Origin of the sequence: Streptomyces niveiscabiei (assembly GCF_033794345.1) — a bacterium.
Taxonomy (GTDB): domain Bacteria; phylum Actinomycetota; class Actinomycetes; order Streptomycetales; family Streptomycetaceae; genus Streptomyces; species Streptomyces niveiscabiei.
Window position 1 is genome coordinate 126041 of record NZ_JARAYJ010000001.1, and the last position, 18641, is coordinate 144681.

An 18641-nucleotide genomic window follows, 5' to 3' on the forward strand; every position below is an offset into this window, starting at 1 on the left:
CGTTCGGCTGGTCACGCGCCCGCGCACACCCCATGCCGCGCGCCCGGCGTGCGCGCCGACGCCGTACATCCACCGAGGTGCTCCCGGCTGCTCTCCCGTACCACCGGCCTCCGTCGTGCTTGACAGCGTCTGGCGGGCGTGGGGTAGTGGGAGGGCGGAGCAGGACCTGTGACGGGGGTGAGTCTTGCCGGAGCCGCGCTATCCGACGTTGGCCGAACTGACCTCGTCCGCGCGCTCGTTGGCCGTGCGGCGGCCCGGGTTGTGCGGGATGCGGCAGGTGGGGGTCTCGCGCGCGGGACGGCCGCTGCACCTGCTGTCCGTCGGGCACGCGCGCCGGGCGGTGCTGGTGGTGGCGGGGGCGCACGCGAACGAGCCGACGGGCGGCCCGACCCTGCTGTCGCTGGCCGAACGGGTGCTGCGGGAGCGGGGGTTGCGGGCCGGGCGGTCGTGGCACTTCCTGGTGTGCGCGGACCCGGACGGCGCGAGCCTGCACAGCACGCCCGCGCCGCGCAGCCTGCTGGACTACCACCTGGGCTTCTACCGGCCGGCCGGCCCCGAGCAGCCGGAGTGGTCGCCGGCCGCGCTCCCGCCGGACCGGCTGCCGCCCGAGACGCGCGCGCTGACCGGTGTGATCGACGAGCTGCGGCCCTACCTCCAGGTGTCGCTGCACGGCACCGACCTGGGCGGCAGTTGGGTGCAGCTGACCCGGGACATCCCGGGGCTCGCGGCGCCGTTCGCGCGGTCGGCGGCGCGGCTGCGGATCCCGGTGGAGACGGGCGCTTCGGACGCGGCGGGCTGGCCGGTGTCGGGGCCCGGCGTGCATGTGATGCCGGGTCCTGGCGCGGGCGCGGCGTACCCGAGCATGCCGGACGACGCGCGCAACAGCACCTGGTACCGCACGCACCGCTACGGCGGCCTCACGGCGGTCGTGGAGGTCCCGATGTGGGCGAGCGACCTGGTGGACGACCGCGCGCCCCACCCGGACCCTCCGGCGGCCCTCAGGCACCTGTCGCGCAGGCTGCTGGACGACGCGCGGATGGTCGAGGAGGTCCACCGGGAGGCGCTGCCGCGCCTGTACGGCCCGGAGGGGCCCCTGCTGCGGGCCGCGCGCTGGGGTCTGGACCTGGTGCCGGGGCTGGCCTCGGACTGGGCCCACACGCGCCCGGCGGACACCTCGCGCGCGTACGTCAGCAGTGTCGACGCGTTCGCCCGGCGGCTGCCGCTGCGGGCGGCGGCGATGCTCCTGCGGGTGCTGCGCGAGCACGACGACCGGGCGGTGCCCCGTCTCGAACATCTGGTGCGCGTGTGGAGCGCCTCGTTCGCGGACCAGTTCCACGCGCGCTGGGTGCCGCTCCCCCACCAGGTGGAGCACCAGTCCCGCACGGTGGTGGCGGCGGCGCTGCACGCGCGCGGGAGAGCGGCTTGAGCCCTGGCGTCAGCCGTTCAGGGCGAACACGTCGCCCGTCTCGGCCGCCATCTGGCACTTGTTGCCGAAGGTGTGCTGGTACTGCACCGGCCGCCCGTTCCACTGCCCGCGCGCGGAGGCGGTGACGGGGGCGTATTCGAGGGTGCACAGGACGTCCTTCGGCGGGATGGCCCGGATGTCGCCGCGGGCCGCCCGCAGCTGCGCGCACGCCTCGGCGGCCTTCGCGTGCCCCTGGGGGACGTCGTTGCACAGCAGGAGGGTGCCGCGCGTGTCGCTGGAGTGGCCGTCGCCCTTGGTGACGCTGATCTGGAGCCAGTTGCCCGGCAGTGCGCTCCGGGCGGCCTCGGCGGGCGCGGTGAGGGCCGTGAGGGCCAGGGCGGCGGCGAGAACGAGGAAACGTGTCATGCCGTACGCATCGGCATCGGCGCCGCCTCACCCCACCCGGGTCACCCGAACGTGCGGCGAACGTCAGCCCGCCGCGAGGCGGTACTCGACGCGCCCGAAGGAGATCTGGTCGCCCTCCCGGACGATCGCGGCGCCGATGACGCGCCGGCCGTTGACGGTGGTCCCGTTGGTGGAGCCGAGGTCGCGCAGCACCCACATGCCGCCCTGGTGGCTCAGTTCGGCGTGCACGCGCGAGACCGTCTCGTGGGTCAGGCGCAGCCCGTTGGCCGGGTCGCGGCCGATCCGCAGGGGGTGTCCGGCGCCGGGGACGGGCAGCAGGAGCTTGGGGAGCCGCTCGGCGCGCCAGGCGTTGCGCAGCCGGACCGTGAACCCGGAGACCGCCTCGACGCTGCCGAACACCAGGCGCGACAGCCGCTTCTCGCGGGGCAGGTCGGCGGTGAGGGCGGCGAGTTCGTCGGAGCGGCGCGCGGCGAGCGCGAGTTCCATGCGGCGGATGAACGTGTCGTGGGACAGGCGCCCCATGGCGACGCCGTCCCGCAGCACCTTCAGCGCCTTGTCGCGCTCCCCGTCGGAGAGCCGCGCGGGGTACGTGTTGAACTCGAAGGACGACGTCACGCTGGTGATTGTCTTTCAGTAGCCCCCGGGTGTCCAGAAAACCGGAGAACGACGCCCCGCGCGCGCAGGTGGGGAGGCGGGGACAACGGCTCGTCCCGCGCGCGTACTTGACGGGTTCGGGCCCTGGTGGCGGTGTTCGCGGGGCGGACCGGGCGTTCATGGCCCACGATGGACGGGCCACCGACGAAGGGGAACCGTCCGTGCAGTTCGAGGTGTGGGCACCGCAGGCGGGCCGTGTGACGCTCCACGGCGACGGCATCACGCGCGCGCTGGAGCGCGATCCGCGGCGCGCGGGCTGGTGGACGGGCGAGGCCGAGGCGTCCGACGGCACGCGCTACGGCTTCGCGCTGGACGACGGTCCCGTGCTGCCCGACCCGCGCTCGCGCCGCCAGCCGGACGGCCCCGACGGGCTGAGCGCGGTCGTCGACCAGGGCGCGTACGCGTGGCGCGTGCCGTGGGCGGGGCGCCCGTTGCAGGGGGCGGTGCTGTACGAGCTGCACGTCGGCACGTACACCCCCGAGGGCACGTTGGACGCGGCGGCGGACCGTCTCGGCCACCTCGCCGCGCTGGGCGTCACGCACGTCGAGCTGATGCCCCTGTGCCCGTTTCCCGGCACGAACGGCTGGGGGTACGAGGGCGTGTCCCTGTGGGCCGTGCACGAGCCGTACGGCGGCCCTGAGGCCCTCAGGCGGTTCGTGGACCGGGCGCACGGTCTCGGCCTCGGGGTGGTCCTGGACGTCGTGCACAACCACCTGGGGCCCTCGGGGAACCACCTGCCCGCGTTCGGGCCGTACTTCACGGACACGCACCACACGCCCTGGGGTGCCGCCGTGAACCTGGACGCGGCCGGGTCCGACGAGGTCAGATCGTTTCTGCTGGGCAGCGCGCTGGCGTGGTTGCGGGACTTCCGGCTGGACGGGCTGCGGCTGGACGCGGTGCACGCGCTGCGGGACACGCGCGCGTACCCGTTCCTGGAGGAGCTGTCGGCGGCCGTGGACGCGCTCGCCGACGAGACCGGCCGGCCGCTGTTCCTGATCGCCGAGTCCGATCTGAACGACCCCCGGGTGATCTCCCCGCGCGAGCGCGGCGGGCTCGGGCTGCACGCGCAGTGGAACGACGACTTCCACCACGCGCTGCACTGCGCGCTGACGGGCGAGTCGCAGGGGTACTACGCCGACTTCGCGCGCGCCCCGCTGGCCGCCGTGGCCAAGACCCTGACGGACGGTTTCTTCCACGACGGGACGTACTCGTCGTTCCGGGGCCGCCGGCACGGGCGTCCCCTGGACCGGTCCCGGACGGCCGCGCACCGGCTGCTGGGCTACAGCCAGACCCACGACCAGATCGGCAACCGCGCGCAGGGGGACCGCCTTTCGGCGTCCCTGTCGCCGGGGCTCCTCGCGTGCGCGGCGGCGCTGACCCTCACGGGGCCGTTCACGCCGATGCTGTTCATGGGCGAGGAGTGGGCCGCCTCGACGCCCTGGCAGTTCTTCACCGACCACACCGACCCGGACCTCGCGGATGCCGTACGGCGGGGCAGGCGGCGGGAGTTCGCGGCGCACGGCTGGGCCGAGGAGGACGTCCCCGACCCGCAGTCCCCGGCCACCCGGGACCGCTCCTGCCTGGACTGGGCGGAGGCGGAACGCGAACCCCACGCGCGCGTACTGGCCTGGTACCGCGCGCTGATCGCCCTGCGCCACGCCCACCCGGACCTCACGGACCCCGACCTCGCGGACCTGCGCGTGGCCTACGACGAGGGCGCCCGCTGGCTGGCGTTCCGCCGGGGCGACCTCCGGGTGGCGGTCAACCTCTCCCCGACCCCGGCGGACGTCCCCCTGGGCCCCCGCCCGGCCCGCGTGCTGGCCGCCTGGGAGCCCGTGGAGCCCCCGGGGGCCGACGGGGTGCTCCGGGTGCCCGCAGAGGCGTGTGCGGTCCTGGAGCAGGACTGAGGGGCGTTTCGCGGACCGGGCTACTCGTCGTCCTCCCGAAGGTCCGTCACCCTCTCCAGCAAGATCGCCTCCCACGCCCGCTTCAGGCGCGTGCGCGCGAGCGGGAGGGCCGTCGCGGGGCCGTCGAGGCGGTCGGCGAGCTGGACGACGCTCTCGCAGCGGGCCAGCCACAGGCCGCGCAGGCAGGGGCGGGGGCCGTAGCCGGCGAGGGTGGCCGCGCGGACGGCGGCGCCGGAGCCGACGGCGAGGACGAGGCCCGCGATGTCCTCGGCGGGGTCGCCGAGGACGGCGGCGGTCCAGTCGAGGACGCCGCGCACCCGCCCCTCGGCGCTCACCACGAGGTGCTCGCCGCGCAGCCGGTGGTGGACGAGGACGGCGGTCCCGGGCTGCGAGGCGAGCTGCGCCGCGCCGGGCGGGGTGAGCTGGGCCAGCCGGTCGGCGTCGAACTCGTCGGCCTTCGCGAGCCGTTCGGCGGCCTGGACGGCCATCCGGCGCAGCGCCTCCAGGGAGCGCGGGGCGGCGCGCGGCACGCCGAGCGACTCGGCGTGCCGGGCGGTGACCTCGCGCAGTCCGCCGAGCAGCCCGGCGAGGTCGGCCTCGCCGACGGCCGACACGTCGTGCTCCTCGGCGGTGCCGCCGGGCACCAGCGTGTCGAGGGTGTAGGTCAGGCCGGGCGCCCACTCGCCGTGCGCGACGCTGGTCGGCACGGCGACCGGCACGTGCGGGCGGACGGCGTCGCGCAGGCGCAGTTCGCGGCGCTGGCGGACGGCGGCGTCCCGGTCGGGCGCGAGGCGCAGGACGTGGCGGGTGCCGACCCACCACGTGGAGTGCCCCTCGCCCTCGGTGACCGGGCGGACGCCGGGGTCGCCGTTCTTGAGGAGGCTGTGGGCCAGTCGGCGGACGGTGTCCGCGGTGGGGGTGGGTGCCTGGGTCATGGTCGCGCCGTCACAGGTCGGTGAGGTGGGGAGGGGCTCCTTGGGGGGCTCAGTGCACTATGACCATCTCGCGCGCGGTGCGGTTCAGCCGGCGCCCGCCGTCCTCGGTGACCGTCACGATGTCCTCGATCCGCACCCCGAACCGCCCCGGCAGGTAGATCCCTGGCTCCACGGAGAAGCACATGCCGGGTACGAGGGCCTGCCGCTCGCCCTCGATCATGTACGGCGGTTCGTGGGTCGTGACCCCGATGCCGTGCCCGGTGCGGTGGATGAAGTACTCGCCGTACCCGGCGTCGGCGATCACCGCGCGGGCGGCCCGGTCGACGTCCTGGCAGGCGGCGCCGGGGCGCACCGCGCGGAACCCGGCCTCCTGCGCCTCGCGCACGACGTCGTGGACCCGGCGTTCCTCCTCGGTGGGCTCGCCGACGTGCACGGTCCGGGTCGTGTCGGAGCCGTAGCCGTCCTTGAGGCCGCCGAAGTCCAGGACGACCATGTCGCCGTCCTCGATGACCCGCTCGCCCATCTCGTGGTGCGGGTTGGCGCCGTTCGGGCCGGAGCCGACGATCGTGAAGTCGACCTGCTGGTGGCCGTGTTCGCGCAGCAGGCGCGCGAGGTCGGCGCCCACCTCGGACTCCCGGCGCCCGGCGAAGCGCACCGCGCGGATGCCCTCGAACGCCGCGTCGGCCGCGGCGCCGGCCGCCGCCATCAGCTCCAGTTCGGCCGCGTCCTTGACGGCCCTCAGCATCGGCAGCGCCTCCGTGAGGGCCGCGTACGCCGTGCCGGGCAGCGCCTTCTGGAGGGCCAGCAGGTGCAGGGCCCACGCGTTGTCGCTGACCCCGAAGCGTCCGCGCGGGTCGAGGAGGGCGGCCGTCGCGGCGTACGGGTCCTTGCCGTCGGTCCAGTCCCGGAAGGTCAGCGCGGGCGCGCCGGGCGCGTGTGCCGCGTCGGGCGCCTCCAGCGCGGGGACGACGAGGACGGGGTCCTGTCCCGGCGCGAGGACCAGCAGGGTGAGCCGCTCCGTCTCGGCGGTGGGGGCGTAGCCGGTGAGCCAGACGAGGTCGGGGCCCGGGGCGACGAGGAGGCCCGCGAGACCGGCGTCGGCGGCGGAGCGGGCCGCACGCTCCATGCGGGCGCGGTAGTCCTCGGCGGTGAAGGGTGCGGTGGCGGTCATCCGGGCCTCCGGGCGGGTCAGGGGCTACGGGCAGCATCCTGCCCGCGCGGCAGGGGCCGCGCGAGCCGGTTCGCCACCCGTCGCACCAGGTACGGGGTGCTGCGCGGCTACGGCCCATCGTCGCGTATCCCGGAGCACGGCAGCGGAAGTTTTCCACAGCCCCCTGCGACTTGTCCGCTGATCATCCACTATTACTGCCGCGACCGACTCGTCCGGCGGGAACGGGCTCACACCACCACCCCGGGCACGACCGTCAGCTGCTGGTACCCCCCGCCCCGGTGCAGCACCGTCAGCTTGACCTCCTCGCCCGGCTCCGCCCCGCCCACCGCGCGTACGAGGTCGGCCGCCGAGTCGATCCGGGTCGCGCCGAACGTCAGCAGTACGTCCCCGCGCACGAGCCCCGCCGTGTAGCCGGGGCCGGGGACGTGGACGGCGACGATCTCGGCGCCCGCCTTCTGCGCGTCGACCGCCTCCACGCCGAGCGTCGCACGCGCGGGCGGTGCCGAGAGGGCCGGGGCCGGGGAGGGCGCCACCGGCGCGGGCGTGCCGGGAGCGGCCTTCGTCCCCGCGGGCGCGCGGGCCGCCAGTTTCTGCATCTCGGCCAGCTTGCTCATGCCGATCACCGTCGCCCCGACCGTGCCGAGCCCGACGCCGGCCAGGACGAGGACCGTCGCGGCGAAGAACCCGAGCAGCAGGGTCGTGATCCGCCGCCCCCGCCGCCGCGCGGCATGCGGACGCCGCACGGTCCCGCCCCGCTCACCGCCCCCCGGCTCCCGTCCGGGCATCGGCTTGGGCCGCAACGCAGTCTGTTCCATCGCGATCGCCTCCGGCAGATGCTCTACCCGGCCCACCGGCCCCCGACGTACCACGAACGAGTGAGACTGACCGCCGGTCAAGAGAGGTAGGGGCAACCCGGGGTGCACGCGGGAAGGGCCGGACCGCGGCCCCGGCACACCCGCCTCCCGAACGCCGAACGCCTCGCGCGCGGGAGGGCCGACAGCGCTTCAGGAACGGCGGCGTTTCAGGGCCGGCGGCGCTTCAGGGGTGTCAGCCGAGCCCGGACACCCCGACGGCGACTCCCGCGCGCGTGCGCCCCTCACCAGGCGATGTCCGGCACCTCCTCAAGCACCGCGCGCGGAGCACTGCCCGACACCCGTCGCCACTCCCCCGCGAGCCCGTCATGGCGGCCCAGCCGGGACAGTTTCCGCACCGTCCGCGCCGCTCCCCGCGCGCCCGGCATGCCCACCGCACACCACGACCACACACGTGAAGATGGCCCGCTCCCCGCGCGCGCCCACCAGGCCCCAAGCCCCCACGGCCCCACACCCGGCCGCCTCTCCCCCGCGCGTGCCCTCACCCCAAAGCCCCCAAAGCCCCCAACGCCCCCACCACCTCCTCCGCCGCCCCCGTCAGCACCCCCGCGTACACGCACTCCACCCGGTGCACCACCCGAGGCGCCGTGAGCGTGACCGTGCGTGTCCCCGGCGCGCCGGAGGCGGCCGAGCGGGGCAGCAGGGTCAGCCCGTGCCCCGCTGCCACCAGGGCTGTCAGCGCGCGGACGTCGGTGCCCTCGTAGCGCAGCGCGCCCCGGAAGCCGTGGCCCCCGTTGGCGGCCCGCAGGTGTGCCAGCGGGAGCCCGGTGTCCGGTGCGTCGATCCAGCGGGCGTCCGCGAGGTCGGCGAGGCGCAGGCCGGGGCGCCCGGCCAGGGGGTGGGAGTCGGGGAGCAGCACACCCGCGGGTTCCTCGGAGACGCCGTGTGTCGTCAGGGGGGCCACGTCGGGCAGGCGCAGCGGGTCGCTGGGGGCCGCGAGGCCGTCCACGAGGCCGATGTCGGCGGTGCCGGTCGCGACGGCCGCGGGGACGGCCTCGCGGGCGAGGACGCGCACCGTGACGCCGACGGGCGGGAGCGAGGCCAGGACGCGGGCACCGAGCGCGGTCGGGGAGGCGGCGAGGGTCAGGCCGTAGGAGGGCGCGGCGGCGATGCGGGCGATGTCGGCGCGGGCCGCGTCCAGGCGCAGGAGGAGGGGCCTGGCGTGTTCGAGGAGGCGCTCTCCGGCCGGCGTGGGGGTGACGGGGCGGCGGGTCAGCAGGGGGGTGCCCAGGTCCTGTTCGAGCGCGGCGATGTGCTGCGAGACGGCCGACTGGGTGTAGCCCAGTTCGCGGGCGGCCTCGGAGAAGGACGCGAGGCGGGCGACGGCGACGAAGGTGCGCAGGAGGTGGGGGTCCATACGGCCAGGGTGTCATCAGTTCTGCTTATCGAGGGTCCAGGAATCATCGTTGGACGTGAACTCGGGCCGGAGCCAGGATCGTCGGCATGACAACTCGTATCGCCCTGGTCGGGGACCGTTCCCCGCACGTCGTCTCGCACACCCGTATCCCGCTCCTGCTGGAGGCACTCGCCGTACGGGACCGGCTGGTCCTGGACGCGTACTGGATCCCCACCGAGGACGCGGCGCGCGAGGGCGCCGTGCGCGGGTTCGACGCGGTGTGGGTCGTGCCGGGGAGCCCGTACCGCAGCGAGGAGGGCGCGGTGGCGGCGATCCGGCACGCGCGCGTGGCGGGCGTGCCGTTCCTCGGGACGTGCGGCGGGTTCCAGCACGCGCTGCTGGAGTTCGCGCGGAACGCGGCCGGGCTGCCGGACGCCGCGCACGCGGAGAACGACCCCGACGCCGAGGCCCCCCTCTTCGAACCCCTCGCCTGCTCGCTGGAGGGCCACGAGGACACCGTGCTGCTGGAACCGGGTTCGCTCGCCCACACCGTGACCGGCGCCGAGCGCACGGTGGAGCGCTACTCCTGCCGGTACGGGCTGGCCCGCCACGAGGACGCCCTGACCGCGCACGGCCTGCGCTTCTCGGGACGGGACGCGGCGGGCGAGCCCCGGGTGGCCGAACTCCCCGGCCACCCGTTCTTCCTGGCGACGCTGTTCCAGCCGGAACTGTCCGGCGACGGCTCGCACCCGCACCCGGTGATCAGGGCGCTGGCGCGGGCCGCCGTGGACCATGCCACACGCGCGCGGGCGGGTCAGCCCGTGTGACCCTCATGCCCGTGCCCGCCCCCGCCGTGGTCGAACTTCAGCGCCTCCGGCGGCAGCACGACGAACGGCCGCATCATGCCCATGTCCTCGTGCTCCAGGAAGTGGCAGTGGTACATGAACCGCCCGTACGCGCCGTCGAACGCGCCCATGACCCGCAGCCCCTGCCCGCCGAGCGCGCGGAAGACGTCCTTGTAGCCCTGTTCGTTGGCCGGGATCGGCACCACGTCCGGCTTCAGCGCGATCGGCGTGGCCGTGCCGCCGACCTCGGGCCGGAAGCCCGACACGTCGTACACGTCCCGCCCCATGATCTGGAAGTCGGCGAGGTGGATGTGCATCGGGTGGGCGAACCCGGCGAGGTTGAGGAACGTCCACTGCTCGTAGGAGCCTTCGGCGACGGTGAAGCCCAGGCCGTCGTTGAAGGTGCGGGCGATGCGCCGGTACGTCTTCGGCGTGCCGTCCGCGCCCGTGATCTGGATGATGCCCTCGGCCGGGAACTGGATGCCGTCCGCGTTCGGCAGCAGGACCATCTCCCAGATCTCCGGGTGCCCGCCCCCGCCCTTGGTGTTCGGCGGGGTGAGGACGATCATCCGGTGCTCGTGCTGCGTGTCGTGGCTGATGCGGCGGAAGGAGCCGGAGAGCACCTCGGGGAGTTCGAAGGTGTCCGGTTCGCACGCCTCGCCGACGCGGAACTGCATGACGTCGGGGTAGCGCACGTCGCCCGCCGGGTCGGGCACGCCGGGGGCCTGGTTGGGGCCCTTGTTGACCAGCCGCAGGGTGCGGCCTTCGAGTCCGCGCAGGTCGAAGAGGAGGTCGAAGCGCTCGGCGGGGGCGGCGATCAGCGCGGGCATGGCCGCGTCGAAGTCGATCGGCACGGGGCGCGGCAGGAGCCCGCCGTCGCTGCCGATCTGGTGGACGACGCCGGGCACCGGGAGGCCGTCCTCGTCGACCAGGACGAGGTTGTAGATGCGCCCGTTCGACGCGTTGACCAGGCGGAAGCGGTACCAGCCGGCCTCGACGTCGGCGTACGGCCAGATGCGGCCGTTGACGGTGGAGTACGGGCCGGTGAACGGGATCGAGACGGGTTTGCCGGTCTCCGGACTGATGCCGACGATCTGCGTCTTGTGCAGGAGGCGGCCGTTGAGGCGGCCGTCCTCGTCGGTGTCGAGGTTGCGGTCGGCGAGCAGCAGCGGGATCTCGCGGGCGCCCGCGGGGAGCCCGAGGGCGTCCTCCTCGTCGTCGCGGATCAGGTACGTGCCGTACAGGCCCGTCATCACGTTCCAGCGCGTGATGTTCATGGCGTGGTCGTGGTACCACCACTGGACGGCCTGGTGGTCGTTCGGGTACTCGGAGAGCTGGGCGTCGCCGTGGCCCACCGCGTTGTCGGCCCAGCCGTCGTTGCCGCCGCCGGTCTGCGCGCCGTGCAGGTGGGTCACCGACCAGGCGGGCAGGGCGGCGACGTCCTTGTTCGGCTCGACGCCCTCGCGGCCCGGTTCGGTGGTCGTCCCGGGGCGCTGGACCTCGACGGCGGTGACGGGGTACTCGCTGCCCTCGGGGATGCGGTTGGTCCACGCGATGCGTACGCGCTGCCCCCGGCGCACCTCGATGGTCGGGCCCGGGACCACGCCGTCGTAGCCCCACATCAGGGTCGGCGGCAGTTGCGGGTGCAGGCGCACCCACGCGGGGCGCAGGGCGATCTCGGTCTCGTGCGTGACGTCCCCCTGCGCGGGGCGCAGGACCGGCGGGACGGTCAGCGGGGCGACGTACGGCGTCAGCTCCTGGGCTGCCGCCGGTGTCACTTCGGTCTCGGTCGTCTTCTCGACGGTGTCGGTCATGAGGCACTACCCCCGTAGTGAGTCGGTTCGGACGTTCCCCTCACCCCAGAAGACTCCGTGTGCCTCCCCAAGGTTCAGTGAATGTCCTATTCCGCAAGAGAAAGTCCTGAAAACACCGTGTTCGCCTGCCGGCCGACGGCCACCGGGGCCCGGTCCGGGAGGAACCCGTGCGCGCGCGTGGCGAGGTGTTCCGGCTTGTAGCGGTCGACCTGGCGGTGCCAGTTGAGGACGCCGGCCATCCAGTGGCGCAGGTCGGCGACGTAGGTGTCCATCCCCGCGCGCGCGTCGGGCGACAGGTCGAAGTCGTCGTACAGGACGGGCAGTTCGTGCGCGACGATGTGCTCGAACTGCTCCATGCGCTGGTTGATGAGATCGGCCACGATCCGTACGCCCGTGGGGTAGTCGCAGCCGAAGAAGTTCTGGACGACGAGGATCGCGTTGTGCACCTCGCCCTCGTACTCGATCTCCTTCTGGTACGAGAAGACGTCGTTGAGGAGCGCGCCGTAGTCGATGGCGGCGTTCTCCAGGGAGCGCACGACACCGCTGGCGTGCACCTCGGGGGGTACGGCGGGGCCGAGGCCCAGGCGGCACATGCTGAGGGTGAGGTCGGAGCCGAAGGTGGCGCGGCGCATCTCCAGGTAGTCGACGGGGTCGGGGACCCGGTTCTGGAGCTGGTTGGACAGCTCCCACAGCCAGCTCTCGGTCATCGTGTCGACGGTCGCCCTGAAGGCCCGCCGCTCGTCCGGGGTCATGCCGGCCGTGGTGTCCGCCCACAGCTCGGCCAGGCCGCGTTCCAGGCCGCCCACGGGCACCGGGGGCGTCTCGCCGTCCTCCACCGGCATGCAGGCGCTCAGGCGCGCGGTGGCCACGCGCGCGCCCGCGAGGTCGCCACGCCGGCCGAAGACGAGGGGGTAGTAGTCGTCGGCGTAGGTGCCCCAGGCGAGCCAGCGCGAGCTGAGGTCGAGCTCGCGCGCGTCCGCGTCCGGGTCGATGCCGGCGGAGCACAGCGGGAGGTCGGCGGCGCGCAGCCGGTCCTCGTCCCAGACGCCCTCCTCCAGCATGCCGGTCGCGTGCATCCAGGGGACGAGCCGCTGCCGGGCGCCCTCCAGGTGGGGGCTCAGCTCCACCTCGTACGGCATCCGCAGGTCGGGGAGCAGCGACGGGCCGACCTTCTGGAACGGCACGTGCGTGTACGCGCGCAGGCGTTCGGCGGCGGCCGACGCCAGGAGCGCGCCGACACCGGCGGCCGACGTCCCCGGGCCCGTCAGGCGCTCCCAGGGGTTGGCCGGGCGGGCGTTCTTGTTCATGTAGCGGCTGGAGCGCATGTGCCACTCCTGGCCGCCCGCCTGCCAGTCCTGGAGTCCCTTGGCGTACGCGCCGATCGCGGCGGCCTCGTCGGGCCGCAGGCCCTTCTCCAGGGCGACAGCGGGGACCTCGGTGAACGCGGTGTGCTCGAACTGGTGCAGGCGCGAGGTCAGGATGTCGTTGACGGTGTCGGCGGCCTCCTGCGTCGTACAGCCGAAGAACGTCTCCAGGACGAGGACACCGTTGCTGTTCTCGCCCTCGTCGAGGACCTCGCGCTCGTACGAGAACAGGTCGTTGCGCAGGTGCACGGCGTCCGAGAAGGTCTCCATGAGCACCCGCAGCGGGCGCGTGCCGGCGACGGCGGCGGGCACCTCGGCGGTCGCGTACTCGACGAGCCCCGCCGACCAGGGCGCGCCGCCGACCTTGCGGCGCATCTCGATGTACTCGACGGGGTTGGCGATGCGGCCCTCGTCGATGTTGGACAGCTCCCACATCGACTCGTTGAGCAGGTGCTCGGTGGCGGTCGCGAACCGGCGCCGCCAGTCCTCGGACATCGCCGGGACCGTGCGCGCCCACAGGTCCGCGAGACCGGCCTCCACGGGGTTGAGCGGCTCCGGCACGGGCGTCGACAGGTCCAGCGGCATGAACAGCGGCAGGCGGTCCAGGTGGGCCTTGCCGGCGGCGCGGTCCGGGGTGCGCTTGTACATGTCGAGGAAGTGGTCGTCGAAGAAGAACACCCACACGTACCAGTCGGTGATCAGCGACAGCGCGTCCGCGTCGCAGTCGGGGTGCGTGTACGCGCACAGCAGCCCGTAGTCGTGCGCCTCCAGGTCGGCCTGCTCCCAGATGCCCGACCCCTCCAGCATGCCCATCTCGCGCGCCCACGCCGTGGAGTGCGCACGGGCCTGCTCGACGTGCGGGTTCAGCCGCGCGGGGTGCGGCATGTAGAAGTGCGGGAGTTCGAACGGCTGCGTCATGGCCGGGCCCTACCCGCGCCCTCCGAGGGGCATCCGTTCGGCCTCACATGATCACACCATCGCGTGAATTCGGCCCGAACGGTTGCGCGAGCGCCGGAGCGCGGACTCACGCAGGGGGCGCGCGAGACACCGCAAGCCCCCGCCGTCCGCCACGTACGCCCTCTTGCCGCCGCCTCCCCCCGCCCCGCACCGTGACCCCATGACGACCCCCTTCACGCTCCCCCACGAGCTGCACGGCGACGGCGCCCACAAGGTGTTCGCGGTGCACGGCTGGCTCGCCGACCGCACGGCGTACGCGCCCGTCCTGCCCGACCTCGACCGGTCGGCGTTCCAGTACGCGCTGGTCGACCTGCGCGGGTACGGCGCGGCGCGCGACGCGGGCGGCGCGTTCACGACCGCCGAGGCCGCCGCCGACCTGGTGGAGCTGGCCGACCGGCTCGGCTGGGCGCGCTTCTCGGTGGTCGGGCACTCGATGGGCGGCGCGATCGGGCAGCGCCTGCTGGCCCGGGCCCCGGACCGGGTACGGCGGCTGGTGGGCGTGTCACCGGTGCCCGCGTCGGGGCTCGACCTGCCGCCGGAGCAGTGGACGCTGTTCGCTGAGGCCGACCGGCGCCCCGAGAACCGCCGGGCGATCCTCGACGTGACGACCGGCGGCGCGCGCCCCGCCGCCTGGCTGGACCGCATGGTGGCCCGCTCCCTCGCGGTGAGCGACGCGAAGGCGTTCCGCGCCTGGCTGGACTCCTGGGCCCGCGAGGACTTCCACGCGGACACGGAGGGCTCGCCGGTGCCGTCCCTCGCGGTGACGGGCGCGCTGGACCCGGCGCTGTCGGCGGAGTTGATGCGGGCGACCTGGCTGGAGTGGTACCCGAACGCCGAGTTGTACGAGCTGGCGTCGGCGGGGCACTACGCCATGGACGAGACGCCGCTGGAGCTGATCCGAGTGGTGGAGGACTTCCTCAGGACGGACGACTGACGGCTGACGACTGACGGCTGACGGCTGACGGCTGACAGTTGATGACTCGTCAGCTCCCTCTCGGCAGCCGCCCTTTCAGGCTCACCGCACCTGGATCAGCGCCCGCGTCCCCCCGATCCGCCACTCCTGTCCCTCACTTGCCGTCAACGCCGCCTCGGTCTCGGCCGAAAGCCCCGTGATCACATCGGACTTGAGGGTCCTGAGCGCCGCGACCGCGCCCGGGAAGTACGCGGTGACGTCCGCGAACGGCGTCGTCGGCGGCCACATCCGGTCCCCCACGAGCCGCCGGTAGTTGAGGTCCCCCTTGAGGATCGTCACCGAGGCTCCCGCAAAGTCGGCGCGCAGGTCGTCCGGCATCTCCGCGTACCCCAGCGGCGCGGCGGAGAAGGGGTGGGCGCGCACGACGAGGGTGCCCTCGGACAGCGCGGCCCACACCCGCCGCCCGCACTCACCGGCGACACCGGGAGCCGCCACCAGCTTCCGGACGGCGTCGAGGACATCGGCGTAGGTCGCGTCGGAGACGTAGTACGGGTACGGCTTGACGTGCAGCACCGCCCGCCCGATGTGACGCTCCGTCAGCAGGTGGTCCAGGAACAGCAGATCGGGGACGAGTTCGCGTCCCGCGTTGTCCGCGACCAGGCAGACGCTCGCGGCGTCCTTCAGCGCGGCCCACAGCGCGTCGCTGTCGTCGGCGACCAACGCCGGTACGGCGGCCCGCTCTTCGGCGCCGGCGTCGGAGAGGCGGAAGCCGAGGTCGGCGCGGTTGCCCCAGAGGGAGCCGTGCAGCAGGGCCCGGCCGCGCTCGTCCTCGGACAGGGAGGTCAGGGCGTCGAGGGCGGCCAACTCCTCGGCGGTCTCCGGGGAGTCGAGTTCCGCCAGCTTGAACGGGCGGAACGGGTCGACGCCTTGGCCCGGGCCGGGGGTGAAGTAGCCGACGGCTTCGAGGAGTTGCCGGTAGAACCAGCTCTCCGACCAGAGCCAGGGCGCGTCGTACCAGGAGGTGCCGAGCAGGGCGTCGAGCCCCCAGGCGCGCCAGCGGTCGAGGTCGTGCGCGTCAGGGGGGAGCGGCTCCAGGACACCCCGCGTACAGGTGACCGAGAGCGCGTCGAGGGCGCGGGTCACCGTGGGGCCGTACGGGAACGCCTCGCGCACCTGGCGGATGATCGCGGGGTGGCGTTCGGCGAGGACGGAGCGGCGGAAGGAGCCGGGTTCGTCGCCGCGGAGCACCGGCGGGGCGGAGGTGTGGGGCATGCGGATCACCGTATCGCGCGGATCGGCCCCGTCACCGGCCGCCCGCGCCATGCCCCACACGGCACGGCGGACCCGCGTGCCCGCCGTACGACCACCTGTCCCCCGTCGGCCTTGTCGGAAACGCTTCCTGACACTGTTTCAGGCCACCCGGGGATCCGGACCGCGCCGTGAACTCGCGTCCCACCGGGGCGAGTACGTCCCGCTCAGGACACGCACGCCGCCGTGATCTCCCGTTCCAGCCGGGAGGCCAGGCTCAGGTAGCGCGGGCGGCGTGGGACCGGGACGAGGCCGCGGATCAGGACGTACCACATCTCCGCCATCCGGCGCGGCAGCCGGCCGGAGGCCTCGCGGGAGCGGCCGACGACGCGGGTGCCGACGAAGAAGCAGACCAGGGAGTGCGCGACGGCGTCGATGTCGACGTCCTGGTGTATGTCGGCCTCGCGGACCGCGCCGGACAGGCCGCGGGTGACGAGCTCCAGCCATTCGGAGAAGGGGTGGCGCAGGGGCGGTCGCACCGCGACTCCCCCGGTCGCGAGTCTCAACCCGGCCCGGGAGATGGGGCCTTCGACGGACAGCCGGGCCAGGCCGAAGGTGAAGCGCATCAGCGCTTCGAGGGAGGTGTAGCCCCGGTTGTCGATGTCGCCCGCGACGCGCTGGGCGGCCTGGGACTGGAGTTCCATGATCGCGTGGGCCAGGTCCTCCTTGGCCGCGAAGTGGAAGTACAGGGCGCCCTTGGTGACTTGGGCGTGCTCGACGATGTCACTGAGGCTCGTCGATTCGTAACCATGCCGGTCGAACAGATCGGCCGCTGCCGTGATGATCGTCGCGCGGGTCTGTTCGGCGCGTAACTGCCTCGCCATCGCCTGGGACACTCCTGGGCCGGTAAAAGAACGGGTCATGCCGTTTGTTTCTCACCCCCTGTACACAATAACTCACCCTGCGGCGGCGTCGACCCCACACTCGAAGACTGCCGACTCCCGTTGCACGCCGACGACTTGGAGGTGTCCGCCGCCTTCGTCGCGAGCTTCGATCCAGACGGGTTCGTCCAGCTCAGCGTACCTGCGGAAGACCGCCCGGTATGCGCTGGGGGCATATGTGCCGGGAAGGGCGAACCGGGCCGCCTGGCGGGCCGCCTCCAGCAGGAGCATCCCGGGGACGTGATCGAGCGGATGGTCGAAGAAAACGGGGTGTGCGGTATTTACCCGGAGCTGCCACCTCCCGCCGGGCGCCCGTGGATCGAGCCCGGGGAGGGCGAGGACGACATCGGCGGGCAGCGCCCGGTCCACGACCTGCGGCGGCAGCCCCGGCGGCAGCGGAACGGCCGTCACCGCGCCGGGAGTCCGGCCGCCGCGCAGCCTGCGGTAGACGGCCTCGCCGACGCAGGTGAAGGAGACGTCGGCGGTCGCGGCCCGCTCCCCGCGGCACAGGACGCGGGCGGAGTAGCGGCAGGCGGCGGGCTGGCTCCCCCGGTAGCGCACGTCGGTGAAGGCGAGTTCGACGGTCGGCTCGGCCGGCACCGGCCCGACCTCCAACCGGTGTGGATCCGTGGTGACTTCGAACGCGTTGAGCACGAACTGCCGGTCCAGCGGGACGCCGTACTCGGTGTGCATGATCAGGGTGCCGGCCTGGCGGACCGTCTCCACCACGAGCAAGGGGTCGTAGGAGCACCAGTCCGGCGACACGTGTAAGCCATGGGCACGGGGCCACTGCGCGTACACGGTGAAGCGGTCGGTCCCGGTGCGCCGCCAGCCGGTGAGGAACGTCTCGGCGAGGGCCGCGCGGTGGACGAACTGGCGGGGGACGGTTGCCGTCAGGGACGGGGTGTCAGCAGACTGCCGCGGTCGGGTCATCGCATCCTCCCTGCGGTCACCCGTGAGGCCCCGGCAGACGGTGAATCGTCCGCACAGCGAACGTTAGAGTACGAGGCGACCGGTTTGGCATCAATGAGATCAGTCGACGGCATCCTATGATCGGGCCGAACAGACACACGATCGCGGGATCGGCCAACTCGGTCCCGCGGAGGGGCTCTTATGGCTAAACAGGAGCGCGCCATCAGAACGCGCCAAGCCATCGTGGAAGCGGCCGGTGAGGTTTTCGACGAGCACGGATACACGTCCACCACCATCGCCATGGTCCTGGAGCGCTCCGCCGTCACCAAGGGCGCGCTGTACTTCCACTTCCCGTCCAAGGAGGCGCTGGCGCAGGCGGTGCTGGGCGAACAGGTGCCCTTCGGGAGCGTCCCGCCGCAGGCGTGCAAGTTGCAGGAGATCGTCGACATGACGTTCGTCGTCGGCCAACGCCTGCTGACCAGCTCCCTGCTGAGGGGGAGCATCCGGCTCGCGGTCGACCAGGAGGCGCCGGCCCGCATCGACCACGGAGGGCCGTTCAGGCAGTGGTCGCAGCGGCTGGAGGAACTGCTCGAACAGGCGCGGGACCGGGGGGAGTTGCTGCCGACGGTGCAGCCCCGGCAGACGGTGGAGCTGCTCGTCGGCTGCTTCAGCGGGATCCAGCTGATGTCGCGGGCGCTGACCGGGCGCGCGGACCTCGGGGAGCGGCTGTCGGTGCTGTGGACGCACATCCTGCCGAGCATCGCCGTACCGGGGCTGCTGCCCGCGCTGGACACGAAGGCGGACCGGGGGGTGCGGGTCCTGGAGGCACCCGAACGGGTGGCTTCGTAGGAGGTTTCACAGAAAGAAACGTTTCCGGGAACACGACGACGGCGGACCGGTCGGTGTCCATCCACACCGGCCGGTCCGCCGCTTCTCGTGAG

16 protein-coding genes are annotated in these 18641 nt (G+C 73.6%); 5 read left to right on the forward strand and 11 right to left on the reverse strand.

Annotated features, from left to right (window positions below; translation table 11 throughout):
- Nucleotides 1-184: 184 nt before the first annotated feature.
- Nucleotides 185-1426: a M14 family zinc carboxypeptidase gene (locus PV682_RS00510; RefSeq protein WP_319722769.1), complete on the forward strand. Its 1242-nt coding sequence runs from the start codon at nucleotides 185-187 to the stop codon at nucleotides 1424-1426.
- A 9-nt stretch (nucleotides 1427-1435) separates the two neighbouring features.
- On the opposite strand, the gene PV682_RS00515 is transcribed toward PV682_RS00510, so the two are convergent.
- Both PV682_RS00515 and PV682_RS00520 read right to left on the reverse strand, forming a co-directional pair.
- A complete protein-coding gene (locus PV682_RS00515; RefSeq protein ID WP_319722771.1) occupies nucleotides 1436-1831 on the reverse strand; it encodes an SSI family serine proteinase inhibitor in 396 nt (131 codons plus the stop codon).
- A 63-nt stretch (nucleotides 1832-1894) separates the two neighbouring features.
- Nucleotides 1895-2446 (reverse strand): DUF1707 and FHA domain-containing protein, encoded by a 552-nt coding sequence (locus PV682_RS00520; RefSeq protein ID WP_319722773.1) that lies wholly within the window; start codon nucleotides 2444-2446, stop codon nucleotides 1895-1897.
- A gap of 200 nt (nucleotides 2447-2646) precedes the next feature.
- On the opposite strand from PV682_RS00520, the gene treZ reads away from it, so the two are divergent.
- Nucleotides 2647-4392, forward strand: coding sequence for a malto-oligosyltrehalose trehalohydrolase (treZ, locus tag PV682_RS00525; protein WP_319723327.1), 1746 nt, complete (start codon nucleotides 2647-2649; stop codon nucleotides 4390-4392).
- A 20-nt stretch (nucleotides 4393-4412) separates the two neighbouring features.
- Here the strand turns inward: treZ and PV682_RS00530 are convergent, their stop codons facing one another.
- The 4 genes from PV682_RS00530 to PV682_RS00545 form a co-directional block, all read right to left on the reverse strand.
- A complete protein-coding gene (locus PV682_RS00530; protein WP_319722775.1) occupies nucleotides 4413-5327 on the reverse strand; it encodes an aminoglycoside phosphotransferase family protein in 915 nt (304 codons plus the stop codon).
- 49 nt (nucleotides 5328-5376) lie between these two features.
- Entirely contained in the window at nucleotides 5377-6498 is a 1122-nt protein-coding gene (locus PV682_RS00535; RefSeq protein WP_319722777.1) for an aminopeptidase P family protein, read from the reverse strand.
- A 227-nt stretch (nucleotides 6499-6725) separates the two neighbouring features.
- Nucleotides 6726-7313 carry a PDZ domain-containing protein gene (locus PV682_RS00540; protein ID WP_319722778.1) on the reverse strand — a complete coding sequence of 196 codons (588 nt, stop codon included), beginning with the start codon at nucleotides 7311-7313 and terminating at the stop codon, nucleotides 6726-6728.
- 538 nt (nucleotides 7314-7851) lie between these two features.
- Nucleotides 7852-8727, reverse strand: coding sequence for a LysR family transcriptional regulator (locus PV682_RS00545; protein WP_319722779.1), 876 nt, complete (start codon nucleotides 8725-8727; stop codon nucleotides 7852-7854).
- A gap of 86 nt (nucleotides 8728-8813) precedes the next feature.
- Here PV682_RS00545 and PV682_RS00550 point away from each other — a divergent pair, with 86 nt between their 5' ends.
- On the forward strand, nucleotides 8814-9533 hold the full coding sequence (locus tag PV682_RS00550) for a CTP synthase C-terminal region-related (seleno)protein (RefSeq protein ID WP_319722780.1): 720 nt from the start codon (nucleotides 8814-8816) through the stop codon (nucleotides 9531-9533).
- On the opposite strand, the gene phsA is transcribed toward PV682_RS00550, so the two are convergent.
- A complete protein-coding gene (phsA, locus tag PV682_RS00555) occupies nucleotides 9521-11365 on the reverse strand; it encodes an O-aminophenol oxidase PhsA (protein WP_319722782.1) in 1845 nt (614 codons plus the stop codon). The genes PV682_RS00550 and phsA overlap by 13 nt on opposite strands.
- Nucleotides 11366-11451: 86 nt before the next feature.
- Nucleotides 11452-13647: a germacradienol/geosmin synthase Cyc2 gene (cyc2, locus tag PV682_RS00560; RefSeq protein WP_319722784.1), complete on the reverse strand. Its 2196-nt coding sequence runs from the start codon at nucleotides 13645-13647 to the stop codon at nucleotides 11452-11454.
- Between the two features lie 199 nt (nucleotides 13648-13846).
- Here cyc2 and PV682_RS00565 point away from each other — a divergent pair, with 199 nt between their 5' ends.
- Nucleotides 13847-14620 carry an alpha/beta fold hydrolase gene (locus tag PV682_RS00565; protein WP_319722787.1) on the forward strand — a complete coding sequence of 258 codons (774 nt, stop codon included), beginning with the start codon at nucleotides 13847-13849 and terminating at the stop codon, nucleotides 14618-14620.
- An 81-nt stretch (nucleotides 14621-14701) separates the two neighbouring features.
- On the opposite strand, the gene PV682_RS00570 is transcribed toward PV682_RS00565, so the two are convergent.
- The 3 genes from PV682_RS00570 to PV682_RS00580 all read right to left on the reverse strand — a co-directional run bounded on the left by PV682_RS00570 (nucleotide 14702) and on the right by PV682_RS00580 (nucleotide 17721).
- Nucleotides 14702-15871: a damage-control phosphatase ARMT1 family protein gene (locus tag PV682_RS00570; protein WP_319722789.1), complete on the reverse strand. Its 1170-nt coding sequence runs from the start codon at nucleotides 15869-15871 to the stop codon at nucleotides 14702-14704.
- A 203-nt stretch (nucleotides 15872-16074) separates the two neighbouring features.
- A complete protein-coding gene (locus PV682_RS00575; RefSeq protein WP_319722792.1) occupies nucleotides 16075-16731 on the reverse strand; it encodes a ScbR family autoregulator-binding transcription factor in 657 nt (218 codons plus the stop codon).
- Nucleotides 16732-16803: 72 nt separating this feature from the next.
- Nucleotides 16804-17721, reverse strand: coding sequence for a ScbA/BarX family gamma-butyrolactone biosynthesis protein (locus PV682_RS00580; protein WP_319722794.1), 918 nt, complete (start codon nucleotides 17719-17721; stop codon nucleotides 16804-16806).
- 180 nt (nucleotides 17722-17901) lie between these two features.
- Here PV682_RS00580 and PV682_RS00585 point away from each other — a divergent pair, with 180 nt between their 5' ends.
- Nucleotides 17902-18549: a ScbR family autoregulator-binding transcription factor gene (locus tag PV682_RS00585; RefSeq protein WP_319722796.1), complete on the forward strand. Its 648-nt coding sequence runs from the start codon at nucleotides 17902-17904 to the stop codon at nucleotides 18547-18549.
- Nucleotides 18550-18641 lie beyond the last annotated feature (92 nt).